Below are 18,506 nucleotides of genomic sequence, written 5' to 3' on the forward strand. Positions count from 1 at the left end.
CAGCCCATGTCCCTGTCTGTCACCAGTGGTTTGCGTCTGCCCTTTGCCGTTTGGGGGCCGCTGGCTGCCGCCAGCCTGTTTCCGGTCTGGTGTGGCTGGGGGCAGGGGTTCAACCTCAACGACGACGCCTACATCACCCTGACCTACGCCAAAAATCTGGCTGCCGGACGTGGTTTTGTGTTCAACCACCCGCCGCCCACCTTTGGCACGACGACCCCGCTGCTCACTCTGCTCGTCGCGGCGCTGGCGGCGCTGCTGCGCCAGATTCCGGTGGATGTGGTGGCTGTGTGGGCAACGGTGCTGGCGTGGCTGGCGGCCGGGTGGATGTTCTGGGTGTTTCGCCGGGTCTGGCATCTGGATGACCGGTCAGCCTGCCTTGTGGCGGTGTCCGTGCTGCTTGGTGGCTGGGCCGGGCCGCTGGGGGTTCTCGGCTCGGAGGTCTTTCTGTTTCACGCTTTGTTGATCCTTGCCCTGTCACTGCACCTGGCCGGGAAAGCCTTTCCGGCCGGAATCGTGGCCGGGTTGCTGTTTCTGACCCGTGGCGAAGGCGTGCTGGTTCTGGGGGTCATGGGGCTGTCCCTGGGGTATCGCCGGTTCGTCGGTTCCGAAGGTGAGTCAGAACCGGAAGACTGGCGGGACTGGGGCAAGTATTTCCTCGCGCACGTCGGGCGGCTGCTGGCCGGTTTTATGCTGGTGTTGACGGTATGGGCGATCTATGCCTACCGCACCTTTGGGCAGGTACTGCCGGCGACGCTGGCCGCCAAGCGAACTCAGGTGGCGTTGGGATGGCCGAGCTTCACGCATGAGCTGCTGACCAACTGGTGGCGCACCTGGGGCGGGGCAAGCGTGGGGCATCCCCTGCTGGGTTTGTGGTGGGTGCTGGTCGTCGTGGGGTTGGTGACGGCCCTCCGGTGGCGGCCCCGCTGGGGACTGTTTCCCCTGTGGCTCGTGGGGTATGTGGGGGGATATGTCGTGCTGGGGGTGGCCGGTTACTGGTGGTATCAGGTGCCGGTCTTTCTTTCGCTTCAGGTACTGTTTGCGCTGGGGTTGGTCACGTGTTGGGAAATGCTTGAAAGGCGTTTCACGCGGTATGGACACCGGATGGGGCTGGCTGTCGCCATCTGTGGGTTGGCCTGGATACTGTGGCCGGCCGCCAGAGCCGTGGTCATGTACGATGGCGACTGGCGGGCGGCTTCCTACCGGACGCTGGCGGCCTGGTTGCGTGTCCATGCCCGACCCGCGGACCGGGTTGCCTTTCATGAAGTCGGCTACCTGGGGTTTTACAGCGAGCAGCGCATCGTGGATTTGTGCGGTCTGACGACGCCGGAAGTTCTGCCGCACTTTGCCCGCCGGGACCTGACCTGGCCCCTGCGGACCCTGCTCCCGGAGTGGTATGTTGCCAGTCCCACGTGGGACATCCTGCCGGCGCTGCGTGAAGACGGTTGGCTGGACCGGCACTACCGCCGCGTCGCCGCCCTGCCGGCCCCCGATGGCGGGCAACTCCAGATTTTTCAACGCTTTGAGTCTCCTGAAAGCCAGGTGAACCACCATGCCGACGTTGACGCTGGGCTATTCGCCCTGTCCGAATGATACGTACATTTTTGGCGCGCTGGCCTTGGGGATTGTCCGCGTTCCGGGGTTGGCGTTCGACATCCGGCTGGCCGACGTTCAGACCCTCAACGAGTGGGCGCTGGAAGGCCGGCTGGATGTCACGAAGCTTTCGTTTGCGGCGTGGCTGACGCCGGAGGTCTCGGCGCCGTACGCCCTGCTGGAAGTCGGCGCGGCGCTCGGACGCAACTGCGGCCCACTGGTCGTTGCCCGTGAGCCAATGGAACTGGGGACACTACGCAACAAGCAGGTGGTGACTCCGGGAAGGTTGACGACGGCCCACCTGCTGCTGCGTCTTTTCACCGGCGACGCGCCGATTGCTGCTGAACTGCCGTTTGAGCGCATCATGCCGGCGGTGGCCGGGGGGCTTTACGATGCCGGCGTCATCATTCACGAAAGCCGCTTTGTCTATCCAGACTTTGGGTTGGTCTGCCTGGTGGATTTGGGCGAATGGTGGGAACGTCAGACCGGGCTGCCCCTGCCGCTGGGGTGCATTGCCGCCCGGCAGACTCTGGATGACACCACGCAGGCGCTTGTGACCCGGGCCATTCGGGAAAGTCTGGTCTATGCCGATGCCCATCCAGAGGTCATCTGGCCCTACATTGCTGCTCACGCGCAGGAAATGTCGGCGGAAGTTCAGGCGCAGCACATTGCCCTCTACGTCAACGATTTCACGCGGGAATTGGGCGCCGAGGGCCGGCAGGCCATCGAAACCCTGCACCAGTATGCCCGGCGACTGGCATCACCGCCGGGTGCCAGCCAGGCGGTTTAGCCGGGTGGCAGCCATGAAAGCACCATGGCGGTGACGAGTCCGGTGGGTGGCTCGTTGAAGAAATCGAAGCCGCTGACGCGCCTGAACCCCAAGGCTTCGAGGCCACGGTAGCGCGCCAGTCCCGTAACCCGTGACCAGTAGGCAAGCACGGTTCTGGCCCCGGCCGCGCGGGCGGCTGCCAGCCGGATGTCGTCGAAGCGCCGGCTCAGTCCCTGACGGCGGACGTCAGGGTGCACCACCAGCCGGTTGAGGGAAGCAATGGGTGGCGTGAGCTCGACGGGAAGCTGGGCAAACAGGTGTCCGCCGGGAGCTTCTGCAAGGCGTTCGTGGATGGAAAGCCGTCCAGCGGCAACCAGTCGCGCGCCGGCAAAAGCCGCCCAGTGCCGGAACGGTGGCTGTTCCTCGCCGGGATCACACCACTGGCCGTCAGGAAAAACGGTTGCCGGAAGCCCGGTTGTCATCCAGCACTCCGCACGCAGGCGCTGAATGCGCCGGATGGTGTCGGGGTCGGTCACTTCCGCAATGCGAAGCTCGTCATTGATCACGGCGTGTGTTCTCCTGGCAACCAGAGTGGATCGTGTCCCAGCGTGGGCCAGCGGCACCGGATGACCGGAGTACCGCCGGGAATAGGGCATTGCCGGGAGAGGTTGACCAGCACCCGCGTGGTGTGGGGCAGGCTATGCTGACTGGCGTGGCGCAACGGTAAAGGTTGGAATACTCCCGCCGCCAGCGCTGACATTGATGACGGCGCTCTGGGATGTCCGCACGACCGCTCCGGCAATCTGCCCGCCAAGGTAGAACGGGTTGGCGTTGTATTTCATCGGCTCAAACGTGAATGTCCCGTCCGCGTGATGAATCGGGAAGGTCTCGACGGGTGTTGCCACCCGTTGCTGCACCACCCAGAGGGCATCATCCCGGACGGCCCGGCGCAGCGCCTGCTCCCATGTGGCGTCATCGGTTTCGCTGCCGACATAGACATTGGTTCCGCCATAGGCATCGGCCGGTTTGAGTACGAATGCTGCGCGGTGACAGGCGACATGCTCGCACAGGTCCACGCGCTGGCCATTGGGCAGGGTGGTGTGCTGCTCCGCCACGATGCGCGTCCAGGGAAGATGCTTCAGCAGCGTGGCGCGGGCCTCGTCAGAGAGAAAGGAAAGCTGGGATGGGTCGGTGAGAAAAGCGAAGAAAGCTTTGTTTTCGCTGACGCGACAGCGGAACGAGTTGATGAAGCAGGCCGCCCGGATTTCGTAGGCCGTTGTGAAGTCACGGGTTTCATCGAGTCTGGTCAGCAGTTCACTCGTCACGACGCGCCGGTAAACAATATCCAGGCGGGTATCCCCGGCGTAGAGCCGGCCGTCCCGCAGTTCGACTTCGCGCGGATCGGCAATGACCGCGTGGTAGCCTTCGCGGATGAAGTAGTCCCGCAGGATGATCTGGTCGGCGGACGTGCGAACGTCCGTCCAGTCCACGATCCCGATGTTGGGATGTTCCTGCCCGCCAAAGTCGCGGTAGGTCGTGAGCAGCGCCGCCAGCAGCGCCGGACGTGGTTCGTCGGATTCGAGGACATACTGTTCGGCAAAACGCCGGACGATGGGCAAATCCAGATAAATTTCCGTCATCGCGGCCGAATAGCCGACACCGGCCGGTGCATCGTGGTTGAATTCCAGGAAAAATATGCCGTCTGGCGTTGGAAAAGCGTCCAGACGGGTCCAGACCACCGGGTTGTCATAGCCTGGATCGGTTCGCAGCAACTGGCGCTCGGCATCCTGAATGCGGAGCGCCTCAAAAAGGGCTTCCCGGTTGCCCCCGAACAGCCCTTTTTCAGCCGCAAGGGCGGCGTGAAGCACACTGGCGGCAGCCGTTTCAAGCTGGCGGCGCTGCTCGCGGGAAAAGAAGTGTGGACGCAGATGGGCTGGCATCGCTTTGCCGGCAAACAGGATGCCACGGGCGATGAAGGCAGCATCAAGTTGTTCGACAGCCGCCCGGGCCGCCACAACATCTTCCATAATGAGCCGGTGAAAGTCATCAATAGCAGGTTGCATGGCGGATAGACACAGCCGATTTCAGCCGGCTTACGATTGCTTTTCAGCCAAATCGCCCAGGAGCGGCAGCTTGGTCATTTCATTACCGTACGCCTTGACCATCAGGAAAATGGAAGCGCCAAGGGAGGCCAGAAAAATAACCAGGCCAAAAAGCGTCGAAAGCAGCGACAGAACACCGCTGATTTGACCGAGCACCCTGCCCAGAATTGAGTTCAGAATTTCAATGACGACTACGATGAGGTGAAAAAACAGTCCCTGCCAGGCATGAAACTTGACAAAGCGGTTGGATTTTTCCACGACAATAAAAATGATGGACATAATCAGCCCAATACAGCAGGGAGCATAAGCCAGCAGTCCGGCGACATTGGGTTGCAGCCCCAGGGGGCCGGGAGGTTGTCCGCCGCCAGGCATCATGGGGGACGGCTGGTATGGCTGGGAGGGCGGATAAGGCATCTGCCCGTAGGGATTCTGCGGGGTCATAGGGTAGCAAGGGTCTCCTTGTGGAGATTACCACTCGGCTGCGAGTGGATGTGGCGGGCTGAAACGCAGGGATTATTTCTTTTCGATGGGGGTGGCGGCAACCGTATATTCTTTTTCTTCGCGGCGGATGCGAATCTGGATGGCCGTTCCCGGACGGCTGCGGGCAATGAGCCGGTTGAAGTGACCACTCGACATCACTGGCGTTCCCTCGACGGCAACAACGATGTCGCCACGTCGCAGACCAGCCTGATCGCCGGGCAGCCCCCGCTCGACCTTTGCCACCCGTACCCCACGGACAGCGCCGGCAAGACCGGTTCCACGCCGGTCCAGCGCCGATATATCCACGGCTTCGACGCCAATCGAGCTTCGGCGCACCCGGCCAATCGAACGCAGATCGGGGAGCAGTTCTTTCAGAATGTTGACCGGAATCGCAAAGCCCAAGCCCTGGCCACGGGCGAGCACGAGCGTGTTGATGCCGATGACCTCGCCTGTGAGCGCCACCAGCGGGCCGCCTGAGTTGCCAAAGTTGATCGCCGCATCGGTTTGCAGGAAATCATCATAGGCGCCGTCGAGTCCACTCCGCCCCTTGCCGCTGATGATGCCGACCGTCACCGTGTGGTCGAGTTCAAAGGGGCTGCCAATGGCAATGACCCAGTCGCCGACGCGCACGGCGTCGCTGTCACCGAGCGGCAGCGTTGGAAGGGGTTGCCGGCCGAGGTCAACTTCCAGCAGAGCCAGATCGGTAGCTTCATCGTAGCCCCGGACACTGGCCGTCAGGATACGACCATCCTGGGTGACGGCCAGAATGGGGCCGCCAATTTTGAGAGCATCCCGGATGACGTGAAAGTTGGTGACGATTTCGCCTTTGGCGTCGAGGCAGAAGCCACTGCCAATCGAAGTGCCGCCGTCTTCGGAAACCGACTGGATGTTGACTACGCCGCCGTTCGTGCGGGCCACAACATCAGCAATGTTGGGAAGCTGCGGCGTCGGGAGCGTTGTCTGTGATTTGGCGCGCGCGCCGGGTTGTTGTTGCGCAAGGGGAAACGATGCAGGCAAACCCAGCCATATCAGAAGACAGACAGCAAACTGAAGACGGAACAAGGTCATTGGCTCGACGGCGATTGCACCCAGAGGGGGAGAGAATCGGAGGTCGGCTCATCGGAGGAAGGCCTGGACGGTGTGTCTTCACGCCGCAGCCGGGCCGCAAGCTGTTCGGCGTCATAGCCACAGACTTCGGCAAGTTGTTCCCGAATGGCGTGAAGTTTCTCCAAAAAACGTGGCTTGCGATACATCAGCAGTTGGTCTTCCGGCTTCAGTGGGGTGTCGTGGTCAGGCGAAACACGTTGATCAGTGTGCGCGGCGTCTGCCGTTCGATGTTGACGTAGGCGTGGGCGGCTGGCACCCAAGCGTCGTCGAGTATCATACCGCGTGGCTGGTATTCGGCAATCGGCAATCCGTCTGAAATCAGCGAAATCCGCCCGGAAGCGTGAAAAAACGTGACGAAGTGGGTGTGGTTTTTCGTGGCATAGACGGCCTCACCCAAATCCATTTCCGCCAGTTCGCGGTCGCCGGCAAAGGTGGCCAGGCGCATCGGCTGCTGGTCGCCATCACCAAAAAGCACCAGGTGGAAATCACCCCCCACCGACGAGGGCATCAGCGCCAGCGCCGGTGAACCCAGCGGAATCTGGTACTTGATGCGGCCGGAGGCATCCAGACACATCACTTTGGGGCGAATGGGGCCGGATGTCACCAGGATGTCATCGTCACCCAGCACCAGAAGCTGTGGTGCCTGCAAGTAGTTACACACTTCCAGTTCCCAGCATTGCCGTCCCTCCGGCGAGTAGCCGGACAGGCGCGTGTCGTTGGCCAGAAGAAACAGGTTTTCGGCCGGGGTCACCGCCAGACTGGTTACAGGAAAGGGGAGTGAAAACAGTCGCCGGGGCGACATGTCACCGGCCGCAAGCGCGTACAGGCTGCGGTTTGTGGCGAAATAGCTTGTTGTCGCCTCAGCGTGGGGCACTGTGGTCGCCGTAATGCGCTCCGGCAGAAAGTAGGGCACAAAGCGCCGCCGGTCGAGTTCCAGAAAGCCGGTCGTGCGGGCATCCACGATATAGACAGCCGGGCGTTGGAGTGGGTTGATGACAAAGAGCTGCTGGCTGCCAGCGAGTTCGAGGGTAAACCAAGGGTCGAGTTGCTGGGTTTGCGCGATCACCGTGGCCGTGCCGGGTGCATCGCTGGCTGTATCAGGAGCACACGCGGCCATCGGTGCCGCCGGATCGTCGAGTGTGTCGAGGGCTTCCAGGAGAGCCTGGGCCGACTTCATCCGTTCTCCGGACGTCTTGTGCAGGAGCGCCGCCACAATGGGGCGCACCGGCTCTGGAATCCGGCTCAAATCAGGTGGTTGCTTGGCATGTTTGGTGAAAAGCTCCTCCGGCAGACCATGGAAAGGACGATCACCGGTCAGAAGTTCGTAAAAAATCACGCCCAGGGAGTACAGGTCGCTGGCATAGGTTGAAAAGTCATAAAACTGCTCCGGCGCCATGTAAGCCGGCGACCCGTTTGGCTTTTGCTGATCGAAAACATTGGCCAGGTGATTGGCGATGCCCAGGTCCGCAATCTTGTAGCGGTTGGCGCCGGTGGGCGGGTCGGGAAAGACCAGGATGTTTTCAGGTTTCAGATCGCGGTGCAGAATCTGCCGGCTGTGGGCATAAGCCAGCCCGGCGGCCACATCCCGGATCACCCGGACGGCTTCCGCCACCGGCAGTACGGTCTGCTGGTTGAGAACGTCGCGCAAGCTACCACCGGCGGCATATTCCAGCACCAGCTTGTTGCGCGTGTTGCCCTGTCCGTAAATGAGGTCAACGCAACGGACGACATTCGGATGTTGCAGGGTCGTCAGGGAAGCCAGTTCACGGAAAAAGAGTTGGGCGGCTCTGCCGCCGCCCAGAAACTCCTTGATGGCATACAGTTCACCGGTGGTTGAGTCGCGCGCCAGATGGACAATGGCATGAGCGCCGCTACCGATAACCTTGAGCGTTTCGTACGTCATGGCGGGGGGATGACCAGCGGGCAGGATGAACGCTGGGAGTAAGCCTTATGGATGAACAACCGGCAAGTGACGGCCAAACCATACCGGCCCGGTGGGCAGACCAAGTACGTACCGGGGGAGTACAGAAGCCGGGTGTGCATACCAGAAAACTGGCCGGAAAACCAGCACTAGACGGTTTCAACAACCTGCTCGTGCGTCATGCCGGACTTGATTTTTTCACTGATTCCACGCAGGCGCGCCGCGCCGGTCACCACAAAGCGGCTGGCTTCGGCGCCACGTGAAATACACTCTGTCTGGACACCATCAAGGTCCTGGCCGCTCATATAGCTCAGCATGCCGGCGAGAATCCCGGCGATCATGGGGTCTGAAAACTCATCTTCGTCCCGGATGACCTCGGCGAAGATGGAGTCTTCGAGTGCCGCCGTCACGATGCCTGTTTCACGCGCCCGTGAGACATCAATCGTCATCAGGCCCCAGCCGTGATAGACGAAGTATTCGCGGAAAAACCGCAGGAACATGCTCACCGGCAGTTCACGAATCTGGAGGTTGCCCACCACCTGGGCTTCCCGCTCCAGACGGCGCATGATGCGTTCGCCCCAGATGCGCCCACAGGTTTTGAAAATAACGGGCCAGGCCGGGCCGGCTTCATCCTTGACCGCATTATAGACCCCGGTCAGGAAATCATTGGAGAGCAGGCACAGGCGCGTCTTGGCGGGATTCCACAGGACGCCTTCGCGCAGGTCAAAGCCAATCCGGCCTTCGTCAAAAAAAGTCTCCAGACCTTCAAGTAAATCCGTCGTCGTCATGCTCCGTAATCCTCCGACAAAACATTCATGGCAAGGTCAAGATAAGGGGCCATCAACCGGAAGCTCGTGGGCTGCAATTCCTGCTGACACTCGCGCTTGATGACGAAATACATGTGGTAGATGGACTTGACCTTGCCCTTGAAAGACTTGAGTTTTGCCGCCAGTGTCGGATCAATCCTGGAAAAGGCTTCCCGCATGGCTTCTGTTTGACCGGTTTCCGGGAACTCAAAGGACTGGAGAATGGTCTTCATCCAGATAAGCAGCTTGTCTTCAAACCAGCGCGGGTCATCAATAAGCATGGAGAGCGTGGCGTACGAAAGCACGTAGCGCGCATCACGGACACATTTTGCCGTGGCATGCTCATGGTGCTGTTCGTAGGGGTACATCGTGTAAATCTCTTTCACGCTGCGCCCCACGATGCCGGTTTCCTTGGCGCGTATGTCTTTGGCTGCCTCGATGTGCGCCTTGAGGTTGGGGTAAAGACTTTCCAGCTTGGCAAACTCGGCATCCGTGAAGTATTTGCCTTCGGCTTGCCGGAACATGTTCGCCAGCTCAGGATGACGATGTGGGGGAAGTGCCACGGCAGGTGATGTCATAGATGTGGATGACCTCCAAAAAAGCCTTGGTGCGGGAAGCCCAAGCACTGCTGACAAGCACGACAGCCCGCAGACATCTGTGGGGTCTGGTGCGCGCAGGGCGTGGGGTCAGTTTTTGGATTTTGAAGCGCGCACGGCGCTTTCCGTCGCTGCGCGCAGGAAGTCACTTGTCCCGGCGCCTGACCAGGGGGAGCGCCCGGAGCGGGTACTGCCGCCGCCTGGGTTCCAGGGAATACTCTGGAAGAAGGCCAGTGCCGTTTCTTCGTCAGCAGTCGTGGTATCGGCGGTACCCACAACCAGGGAGGCGGCGACCGAGGCTGCTACCGCGGCCGGTGGTGTGACAGCCGGCGCCGGCGCGGAGGCCGCGCCAGACGCAACCCCAGATGCGACGGCTGTCGGAAGCGGCGGCAGCGCACCGGTGGTGCGGGCGGCAGCCGTCAAACGGGTTGTGGACGGACGAACGACGACGGATCGCACCGCAGCCGCGCCACGCTGGGTCCAGGGCACCATTTCCGTGAAGAAGACCTCGGCCGTGTCTTCCAGACTCAGTGCCACACGGGCGCGCTGCATCGCCAGGTTGAGTTTCTCACGGCACCGTGCGATGCGTGCCAGCAGGGCTTCCTGTTCGTCGAGCAAATCTTGGGGGAGTGAAAGGCTCAGTGTTGTCATGGAGTTTTCGATGTGTGCGTGATGTCGGCAGATAATGTCAACGGCGGTGGATGACGGACACCACCGCCGGTGTTGCACGCAAGGCAATCAGTCAACGAGCTTTTCCATGATTTCTTTGGCTGACGCACCTTCACGGCGCCAGAATTCAGCCGCATTGACCTTTTTCTGCGAGCCAACAATGAACTTGCAGCAGTCATTTCCCATCGAGTAGCACTGCACTTCGATACCACCCCGTTCCTCGCGGTCAAACACGCTGAAAACACCGGCAAACATGCCGGCATACATGTAGCAGACCGGTTTTCCGACCTGCTCCATAGCTTTGGCAACGGCTGAATTCTTGATGGTGACAAAGACCATGCCCTGCTTTTCAAAGCTGAAATCAATTGCCCAGGCTCCCCAGCCTTCAGTCGTCAGCGGCCACCACCAAGACTCCAGTACGAACTTGCGGTTCATCTGCCATATATCGAGCTTTCCGCCGCCAAATTCATGACGCATTTTTTCGGCAAAACGCTTCATGTCGCTGACGCCCCATTCGTAGCCGTTTTTGTACATGACAAGGCTGGAAGCGTCACCGACTTCTTCATCGAGTCCGGCGTGGAGGCTGGTGATGAAATCTTCAGAAGCATAGACACCACGCTGCCCATCCCGAAGCCGGATGGTGCGGGTGCGTGAGTCACGGGAAAGGAAGTCTTCAGGGACAAAGTAGTTGTGGTAGTTCTTGATACCACCATCGGCCACATTAATTGCCATGGGCGGACACTCCTCAGCAAGGTTGGGGTGAAAATGGATGCGTTGGCGGGGTGTTATGTCTGATGCTGTGAACGTTACTGCTTTTTTTAGCCGTTGTCAATTTGTTTTAGATCGGGCTGCTTGACATCGTGCCCGGCTTTTTCAGGCGGCTGACGCCACGTTCAGGAAGCTGACGCCGCGAGCTTCGACATGTCAAAATCTTCGCCTTCCAGCTCCAGGATTCTGGACTTCGTGATGATTTTCCCGCGTTCAATGAGCACCCGACCATCGCGGGGGTGCAAAATTGGCACCTCGGCCCGCTTGCCGACGAGCACGCGGAGGTCTTCGATGTCCTGGAGATACATGCCTTCAGGGAGTTCGACGACCACGCCATCACCAATGATGCGCGCCTGGCAGGAGAGCCGTGACCGGGCCGTAGCGCCGGTAATCGTGCCCAGCGTGCGAATCTCCCGTTCGGTGCGGGGCGTGAGACTTTCCTCACCCTTGATGACAAACACGTGACAGGTTGCACACAGACCCATGCCGCCGCACGCCATGGCCACTTCGCACTGTGAGGCCAGCAGGGTGTCGAGAACCTTGGTGTCCGTTTTGACCGAAATCGTTTTGTTGATCGGTTGCAGGGTGAGAGTTTTCATGGGGCTTAGCTCCAGCGTTCGACAAAAATACTTGTTTTGGGAATCTCAGCCGACTGGAGAGTTTGCTGATAGAACTTTACTTCAGGATATTCACCGGCGACGTAAAATTTCGTATTGGGATTTTCAAGGTAAAGGCTTCCCACCATGACCGGCGTGACACGTCCCAGACCTCCGAACCACCCTGCCGGGCGGGTTGGCTGGTCGAGCAGGATGACACGGGTCAGGGGACTGTTCTGCTCAAAATGCTTAAACTCAGCATCGTAGAGTACCTGACTGGGATCAGTGACTTCATGAAAGAGCGTCATGCGTCGTTCCGGCTGACGGACAAGCATGTAGTAAAAAAAGCTGCGTGCGGCCGGAATACAGTAGTTACAGCCAATGAAACAGACCGGATCGAGGCTGTCTGTCTGAAGCTTGAGTTGTCCCATCGGACGCCCGATGGAAACGGTGTCTCCAACCTGCATCCGGTCGTAAAACTGCGTGCCAAAGTTGCCGGTCCTTTTGACCGTTAGCTGGAAGTACTTTTGATCGTGAGGAGATGAACTGATGGTCAGCGGCGCCTGGTGTTTGTCATCAAGATGAACAATGATGAACTGCCCCGGTATGAAACCAAAAGGTTGATCGCCAAAATCAAAGATAAATGAACGCACGTCCGGCGTTTCCTGGATGATACGGCGCAGGATGTAAGGGTGCGTTTTCATGAGTTAACTGCCACAAGCTTGGGTTATGCCGGGGTGGCGAGGCGATGGTACCGATGGGAATGCGGTGAAAACTTGGTATTCTGAGTTTCAGTGTTGAACTAGCGGGAGCGCAGGCTGGCCAGTTCCTGTTCCAGCGCCCGGATGTGCTTCGCCGTCATTTCATTGGTCTGGGCCGCTTCTGCAACAAGGGTATCTATTTCTTGCGTGAGCCGTGCATTTTCGGCGAGAGATTCACCATACACCCGGGCAAACAACCTGTGTTGACGATGTACCTGCTGGGATAGAAGGTCAAGTTCACCTTCGGTTTCTTTCGCCACTTCAAGCATGCCAAACAACGCCAAGTCGGCAACCTCAATCCGCCGTCCAAGCTGCTGAAGATGGCGGCGCACCGCCAGTTCGAGATCGTTCAGATCGGCCTGGACCTCCTCCATGTCCACAGCCGCTTCCTGCAAGCGGTATTGAAGCTGGAGAATGTCACCTTCACGCTGATGGAAATAGTGACGCACGGTCTCTTCAATATCGTCCAGATCAGCCTGGGCTTCCTGCATATCCATTGCGGCTTCCTGCAAACGGTACTGAAGCTGAAGGACATTGCTTTCGCGGTGGGACAGATGTTCGGCAACGTGCCTGTTGTATGTCAACAACGCCTGCCGGATGTCCTCCATCTCGCGGGTGACTTCGCTGACTACCGAGAACAGGTTGCGTACGGCGGTGTCGTAATGCGCCAGTTCCTGGTTGCGTTCACGCAGAAAACCCAGCGCTTCATCCCGTTCCTGGCGGAGACGGCGGATGGTCATTTCGGCTGCCTCAAGGCGGCTAATTCCGTGCTGAAGTGCCGGGAACCGCTCCAGGGTGCGATTGATGAGACCCACACACCAGCGGTACACCAGGCGGGTCAGGGCTGGCAAAACCTGAAGGGAATCTTTCGGCCCGCTTTCCGGTGGGGATGAGACCGGGGACAGGGACGTATCGCTGACAGACATGGGGGCTGACATGGCGTGCGTTACCTGCTTTGGGGGATGGTATGCGAAACAGACTCACCGGGGCTTATGATGACCAGACACCCCTGCCACCCGTGGGTCTGACGGCCTGCTGCGCCACTCGGACGGAGGGGCCACTTCACAGGCAGGTGAGGTGCAGGCTGGTGATTCGGCATCACACCGGAGACTCCTAGCATAGCTGGATTTGCGAAAAAGTCACGGTATTTTTCCTGCCACTTGTCCGGCGCATGTACGCTGGGATGGCTGTCGGGTGCCGTCATGAGAGCCTTGCCTGGGAGCCTTTTTGTGTTCACTCCGTGGTTGTGGGTGCGGCCTCTGCCCGTGCGAGCTGGTCTGCGGGGGTGGTGTCGTGTGCTTCATGCAGCAGGTCAAGGGCCTTCAGCCCATTGGCAAGAAACTTGAGAACGGCGGCCTGGTCAGGCAGGGGGGCTGCAATCTCCCCAAACGTGCGCTGTCCGTCGAACAGGTGCAGCAGGTGGGTTGCCTGCTGCGGGAAGTCCGCGGATGCAAGACGGTGCGACAGTTCGGGCGCCAGGGCGTAAACCTTCGACGCCTCGACGGGGGACGCCAACATGTGATCGGCCAGAGTCAGTATCAAGGCAGCGGCTTTGAGCGCCGCTTCGGTCATCTGGCGTTCCGTGGCTGGCACGGCAGTGAACGGCTGCCCATTCACTTTGTCTTCTTCCTGATCACCCGGCGGCTGGGGCGCTGCCATGCGTCCGGCTTCCACGTCTGGCTGGGGTGGACGGTGGGGCGCTGCGCCGGCCCGGGAGCGGGCTTCCTCGGCTTCATCCCGGCGGCGGAAGGCTTCCATCAGCAGCCCCATGAGGCGGTCATGGAGTGTTTTCGGAGGGGGCGTCGCTGGCAGTGTCGCCATCTGAAGCTTGACCGCTTCCCACAACAGGATGTCGTATGCTGCGGTTTCACCGGAGCTTTCGCCGGTTTCGGCGTGAAAGAGGTCGCCGTCGCAGAAGTAGAGATACCCCACGCGCCCGTTGGCCGTAACCCGCAGGGCGCAGCTTTTGCGCTCAGTTTCCAGAAGCTGGAGAAATGAAGGCAGGGTCAACCCCTGGATGACACCCTGCTGACGGGCGTCGAGTTCATTGCAGATCAGGTTATGGAGCGCCGTGACGCTGAGCGGCTTGCGGATGACCGGAAAGGCGCCGACGCCCTGCAGGCGGTTTTCGACAGCGCTGACCACCATGGCGGTCATGATGATGATGGGGATGTGGACCTGCTCGCTGAGCAGGTGGGCAATCAGCTCGAAGCCATCCATCACGGGCATCTGGAGGTCCGTCACCACGACATCCACGGGTTGGTGCATCAGGATGTCAAGCGCCTCCCGTCCGTGTTCGGCCGTGATGATGGTGAAGGTGTCCTGGTAGCGGCTGAGCCACTTGGATACAATCTGGAGTACGGCCTGGTCGTCATCAACCAATAGAACTCGCTTCATGACAGTGCGTGAGCCTCTCCGGCGAAGGATGTCGTCAGCGTGGGCGCTAGATACCGGTCATCACCAGAAACTCAGGGGTTACGATGATGGGGCAGGGAAAGCCGCTGATGAGGTTGAAGCGCCGCACCCGTGCCTGTCGGTGGATACTGGCAATATGCCCGAAATTCCACGTCACAAAAAAGTCTATGTTGTGAACTGAGGCCAGGGCGACGTGAAAGGCATCGGCCAGAAACCGCCGGTGAAAGATACCGCCGCCAACGTAGCCAGCGGCCAGCATGGTGGCTTCATCCCGGAGCGGCAGTTGTGGGAGCGGACGGATGAGGTTGAGGTAGGCGGAGCGGTACGGTTCGGCGAGTTGCTCCAGTTCGTGGTAAACTAGCGGCGAGACAAACGCCTGGTATTCCCCCATGTCATACTCCCACCACCGCAGGGTGAGGTCACGGCGGAAGGGGTCATCGTTGTCCAGGTACGCGCCAACAACCGAAGTTTCAAGATAGAGTGTCAGTTTCACCGGAAGCCCTCAAGCCGTTCCATCTATGTGACAATTGACGCTGACGCCGAATGCGCCCATACTTTTCCCGCATCGTCAGCCTGCGTCCCCGACGCAGCTACCCCGCGCAGTCTGTTTGCGCCTGATGTCTGCATCTCATCGTCCGTGACGGGAGTCGCTACCATGTCTGATACCGAAACCTCAAAGCCCGATATTGCCCAACTTTTGGAAGCACACCGGCGTGATCGTGCTTCGCTGCACTGGGAAGGGACGTTCCGTGAGTACTTTGAAATGGCGGTCAAGCGGCCTCAGCTCACGCAACTGGCACATGCCCGCATCTGCGACATGATTCTGGCTGCTGGCACGACGGTCATCAATCCAGGCACGCGAGATGAGATCACGCGCTACAACTTTTTCAGCGAGGAGCTTTTCGGCATTGATGAGGCGATTGAACAGTTGGTCGAGTACTTCAAGTCGGCGGCCCAACGCCTGGAGGTGCGGAAGCGGATTCTCCTGCTGATGGGCCCGGTCGGGGGAGGAAAGTCCACCATCGTCACTTTGCTCAAGCGGGGACTGGAGAAATGGACACGCACCGAGGCGGGCGCCGTGTATGCCATCAAGGGCGATCCGATGCACGGCGACCCCATGCATCTCATTCCCCAGGAACTGCGCCCCGAAATCCAGAAGCACTACGGCATCTACATTGAAGGTGAACTCAGCCCGCAAGCCCGCTACGATCTGGAGCACACCTACAAGGGACGGCACGAGGATGTCATTGTCGAACGGATTGTCTTTTCGGAAAAAGATCGGGTGGGCATTGGCACGTTCGCACCAAGCGATCCCAAATCCCAGGATGTCTCCGAGCTGACCGGCTCGATTGACCTTTCAACGATTGGCGAAGTCGGAGTGGAAAGCGATCCACGCGCCTATCGCTTCGATGGCGAACTCAATGTTGCCAATCGCGGCATGATGGAGTTCATCGAAATCCTCAAGTGCGATGAGAAATTTCTCTACTCACTGCTGACACTGTCGCAGGAGCAGGCCATCAAAACCGGCCGGTACGCGATGATCTACGCCGACGAGGTCATCATTTCGCACACCAACGAAAATGAGTACCAGGCGTTTGTCGGCAACAAGAAAAATGAAGCCTTGCAGGACCGGATCATCATGATCAAGGTGCCCTACAACCTCAAGGTTTCAGAGGAAGAGCGAATCTACAAAAAACTGCTCTCGCAAAGCAGCCTGCAGGGCGTGCACATTGCCCCTTACACCCTGCGCGTCGCCGCTATGTTCGCCGTGCTGACCCGCCTCGAACCACCCAAGCGCGCCAATGTGGACCTCGTCAAGAAAATGAAACTCTACGACGGGGAGGATGTGGATGGCTTCAAGAGCAAGGATGTCAAGGAACTCAAGGCCGAAACCGTCCGGGAGGGAATGTTTGGCATCTCGCCGCGCTACATCATCAACCGCCTGTCCAATGCCCTGGTGCAGGAATCAAAGAAGTACATCACGCCGATTGATGCGCTGCGGGCCATCCGGGATGGTTTCGAGCAGCACACCGGAATTACGGCTGAAGAGCGCGAGAAGTACCTCAACCTCATCACACTGGTGCGCAAGGAGTACGACGAAATCGCCAAGACCGAAGTGCAGCGGGCCTTTGTCTATTCGTTTGAAGAAATGGCCAAAAACATCTGCGACAACTACCTGGATAATGTCGAGGCTTACTGCAACAAGGAAAAAATCAAGGACGCCATCACAGAAGAGGAAATGGAGCCGGATGAACGGCTGATGCGCTCCATTGAAGAGCAGATTGGGATTTCAGAAAATGCCAAAAACATGTTCCGGCAGGAAATCCTCATCCGCATTTCGACGTATGCGCGCAAAGGCAAGCGGTTTGAGTACAATTCCCACGAGCGGCTCAAAGAAGCTATCGAGAAAAAGATATTTGCTGATTTGAAGGACATCGTCAAAATCACCACCTCGACCAAGTCACCGGATGCTGATCAGTTGCGGCGGATCAACGAAGTCATTGACCGGCTGGTGAAAAAGCATGGGTACACCCCCGAAAGCGCCAACGAGCTGCTCAACTACGTGGGGAGCCTGCTGTCACGGTGACCATGGCCGCAGAGTCTGGCATCGCCCGGCGTCTTGAACCTGTCCGGCGGCTGCGGGGAAAGGTCAGCCTGCCCGGTGACAAATCCATCTCGCACCGCATGGCGATACTGGCTGCCATTGCTGAAGGCGAGACCTTCATCGAGGGCTATTCGGAGAGTGCGGACTGTGCCGCGACCTTGGACTGCCTCCGCCGACTTGGCGCCAGCCTTCAAGTAGCAGACGGCGGTGTGCGTATCCGCGGGGTGGGAAGAACCGGCTTGCAGCCGAGCGCGGAGATGCTGGATGCCGCCAACTCCGGGACAACCATCCGCTTGCTGGCCGGTATCCTTGCCGGCCAGCCCTTTGAGACGAGCATTACGGGGGATGCCTCGCTGCGCCGCCGTCCCATGCGCCGCATCATTGAACCCTTGCGGCAGATGGGGGCAACTATCTCTGCCACGGACGACAATCTCGCCCCGCTCACGATCCGGGGTGGGGCCTTGCGTGGCATCACCTACGAGCCGCCGGTTGCCAGCGCCCAGGTCAAGTCCTGCCTGCTGCTGGCCGGCTTGTTTGCTGAAGGTGAAACGACAGTGCTGGAGCCGGTTCCGACCCGTGACCATACCGAGCGTCTGCTCCGTGCTTTTGGTGTATCCGTCACCTGCCGGGGCGCAGCGCGTACCGTGAGCGGGCATAGCCGGTTACAGAGTCCCGGACGGCTGCGCGCGCCGGGAGACTTTTCTGCCGCAGCGTTTTGGTTGGCCGCCGGCTTGATGGTTGAATCGGCTGAACTGGTCCTCGAAGATGTCGGACTCAACCCGACCCGGACCGGGCTGCTGACTGTGCTTCGGGAAGCCGGATGCGCCATCGAGGTCGTCAATGAGCGTCTGGTTGGCGGCGAACCCATCGGTGACTTGCAGGTGAACGCCGGAACCCCGCGTCCGTCGCAGCCACTGCGGCTGAAAGGGGCGTTGACGGCCAATGCCATTGATGAAGTGCCGGTGCTGGCCGTTCTGGGGGCGTGTTTCCACGGAGTTGACGTTGCCGATGCCAGCGAGCTGCGGGTCAAGGAAAGTGACCGCCTGGCGCTGATTGTGCGCAACCTGCGCGCCATGGGCGTGGAGGTTGAAGAGCGTGCCGACGGCCTGACGGTGCCCGGCGGCCAACACTTTCGGGGCGCCAGCATCGAAACAGCCGGCGATCACCGGATTGCCATGGCCTTTGCCGTTGCCGCGCTGGTGGCAGACGGGCCAACCACCCTGGATGATGCTGGCTGTGTGGGCGTATCATTCCCAAACTTCTTCACTGTTTTGGAACAGCTCCGGGGCTAGGGGCCGGTGTGGCTGTGCGTTGGGGTTGA

General features: G+C 59.8%; 19 protein-coding genes. 4 read left to right on the plus strand and 15 right to left on the minus strand.

Features of this window, described 5'->3' with window-relative positions; all coding sequences use genetic code 11:
* The first annotated feature begins 6 nt into the window (after nt 1-6).
* Together J8C05_RS04665 and J8C05_RS04670 are read left to right on the plus strand one after the other, a co-directional pair.
* Nucleotides 7-1,590 carry a hypothetical protein gene (locus J8C05_RS04665; RefSeq protein ID WP_211423013.1) on the plus strand — a complete coding sequence of 528 codons (1,584 nt, stop codon included), beginning with the start codon at nt 7-9 and terminating at the stop codon, nt 1,588-1,590.
* Nucleotides 1,550-2,380, plus strand: coding sequence for a 1,4-dihydroxy-6-naphthoate synthase (locus J8C05_RS04670; RefSeq protein ID WP_211423014.1), 831 nt, complete (start codon nt 1,550-1,552; stop codon nt 2,378-2,380). Before J8C05_RS04665 ends, J8C05_RS04670 begins: the two co-directional genes overlap by 41 nt.
* On the opposite strand, the gene J8C05_RS04675 is transcribed toward J8C05_RS04670, so the two are convergent.
* The 15 genes from J8C05_RS04675 to J8C05_RS04745 form a co-directional block, all read right to left on the minus strand.
* Entirely contained in the window at nt 2,377-2,925 is a 549-nt protein-coding gene (locus J8C05_RS04675) for a GNAT family N-acetyltransferase (protein WP_211423015.1), read from the minus strand. The genes J8C05_RS04670 and J8C05_RS04675 overlap by 4 nt on opposite strands.
* A 132-nt stretch (nt 2,926-3,057) precedes the next feature.
* Nucleotides 3,058-4,422 carry a circularly permuted type 2 ATP-grasp protein gene (locus J8C05_RS04680; RefSeq protein ID WP_211423016.1) on the minus strand — a complete coding sequence of 455 codons (1,365 nt, stop codon included), beginning with the start codon at nt 4,420-4,422 and terminating at the stop codon, nt 3,058-3,060.
* Nucleotides 4,423-4,452: 30 nt separating this feature from the next.
* Nucleotides 4,453-4,902 (minus strand): DUF4870 domain-containing protein, encoded by a 450-nt coding sequence (locus J8C05_RS04685; protein WP_211423017.1) that lies wholly within the window; start codon nt 4,900-4,902, stop codon nt 4,453-4,455.
* A 72-nt stretch (nt 4,903-4,974) separates the two neighbouring features.
* A complete protein-coding gene (locus J8C05_RS04690; RefSeq protein ID WP_211423018.1) occupies nt 4,975-5,958 on the minus strand; it encodes a S1C family serine protease in 984 nt (327 codons plus the stop codon).
* A 47-nt stretch (nt 5,959-6,005) separates the two neighbouring features.
* Nucleotides 6,006-6,194: a hypothetical protein gene (locus tag J8C05_RS04695; RefSeq protein WP_058866292.1), complete on the minus strand. Its 189-nt coding sequence runs from the start codon at nt 6,192-6,194 to the stop codon at nt 6,006-6,008.
* A 20-nt stretch (nt 6,195-6,214) separates the two neighbouring features.
* Entirely contained in the window at nt 6,215-7,951 is a 1,737-nt protein-coding gene (locus J8C05_RS04700; RefSeq protein ID WP_211423019.1) for a serine/threonine protein kinase, read from the minus strand.
* 167 nt (nt 7,952-8,118) lie between these two features.
* Entirely contained in the window at nt 8,119-8,757 is a 639-nt protein-coding gene (locus tag J8C05_RS04705) for a hypothetical protein (protein ID WP_211423020.1), read from the minus strand.
* Nucleotides 8,754-9,353, minus strand: coding sequence for a globin family protein (locus J8C05_RS04710; protein WP_211423021.1), 600 nt, complete (start codon nt 9,351-9,353; stop codon nt 8,754-8,756). Before J8C05_RS04710 ends, J8C05_RS04705 begins: the two co-directional genes overlap by 4 nt.
* 108 nt (nt 9,354-9,461) lie before the next feature.
* On the minus strand, nt 9,462-10,022 hold the full coding sequence (locus J8C05_RS04715) for a hypothetical protein (protein ID WP_211423022.1): 561 nt from the start codon (nt 10,020-10,022) through the stop codon (nt 9,462-9,464).
* 87 nt (nt 10,023-10,109) lie between these two features.
* The gene (locus J8C05_RS04720) at nt 10,110-10,772 is read right to left on the minus strand and encodes a V4R domain-containing protein (protein WP_211423023.1); all 663 of its coding nucleotides are present in this window, start codon (nt 10,770-10,772) and stop codon (nt 10,110-10,112) included.
* A gap of 161 nt (nt 10,773-10,933) precedes the next feature.
* Nucleotides 10,934-11,407 carry a 2Fe-2S iron-sulfur cluster-binding protein gene (locus J8C05_RS04725; protein WP_211423024.1) on the minus strand — a complete coding sequence of 158 codons (474 nt, stop codon included), beginning with the start codon at nt 11,405-11,407 and terminating at the stop codon, nt 10,934-10,936.
* A gap of 5 nt (nt 11,408-11,412) precedes the next feature.
* Nucleotides 11,413-12,108: a ferredoxin--NADP reductase gene (locus tag J8C05_RS04730; protein ID WP_211423025.1), complete on the minus strand. Its 696-nt coding sequence runs from the start codon at nt 12,106-12,108 to the stop codon at nt 11,413-11,415.
* Between the two features lie 98 nt (nt 12,109-12,206).
* Entirely contained in the window at nt 12,207-13,103 is an 897-nt protein-coding gene (locus J8C05_RS04735) for a coiled-coil domain-containing protein (RefSeq protein WP_211423026.1), read from the minus strand.
* Between the two features lie 295 nt (nt 13,104-13,398).
* Nucleotides 13,399-14,562 (minus strand): response regulator, encoded by a 1,164-nt coding sequence (locus tag J8C05_RS04740; RefSeq protein WP_211423027.1) that lies wholly within the window; start codon nt 14,560-14,562, stop codon nt 13,399-13,401.
* Between the two features lie 46 nt (nt 14,563-14,608).
* Nucleotides 14,609-15,073: a PIN domain-containing protein gene (locus J8C05_RS04745; RefSeq protein ID WP_211423028.1), complete on the minus strand. Its 465-nt coding sequence runs from the start codon at nt 15,071-15,073 to the stop codon at nt 14,609-14,611.
* Between the two features lie 162 nt (nt 15,074-15,235).
* Here J8C05_RS04745 and J8C05_RS04750 point away from each other — a divergent pair, with 162 nt between their 5' ends.
* Both J8C05_RS04750 and aroA read left to right on the plus strand, forming a co-directional pair.
* On the plus strand, nt 15,236-17,167 hold the full coding sequence (locus J8C05_RS04750; protein ID WP_058866281.1) for a PrkA family serine protein kinase: 1,932 nt from the start codon (nt 15,236-15,238) through the stop codon (nt 17,165-17,167).
* 2 nt (nt 17,168-17,169) lie between these two features.
* Nucleotides 17,170-18,477: a 3-phosphoshikimate 1-carboxyvinyltransferase gene (gene aroA, locus J8C05_RS04755; protein WP_211423029.1), complete on the plus strand. Its 1,308-nt coding sequence runs from the start codon at nt 17,170-17,172 to the stop codon at nt 18,475-18,477.
* Nucleotides 18,478-18,506: the final 29 nt, after the last annotated feature.

The organism is Chloracidobacterium sp. N, assembly GCF_018304765.1.
GTDB lineage: Bacteria > Acidobacteriota > Blastocatellia > Chloracidobacteriales > Chloracidobacteriaceae > Chloracidobacterium > Chloracidobacterium aggregatum.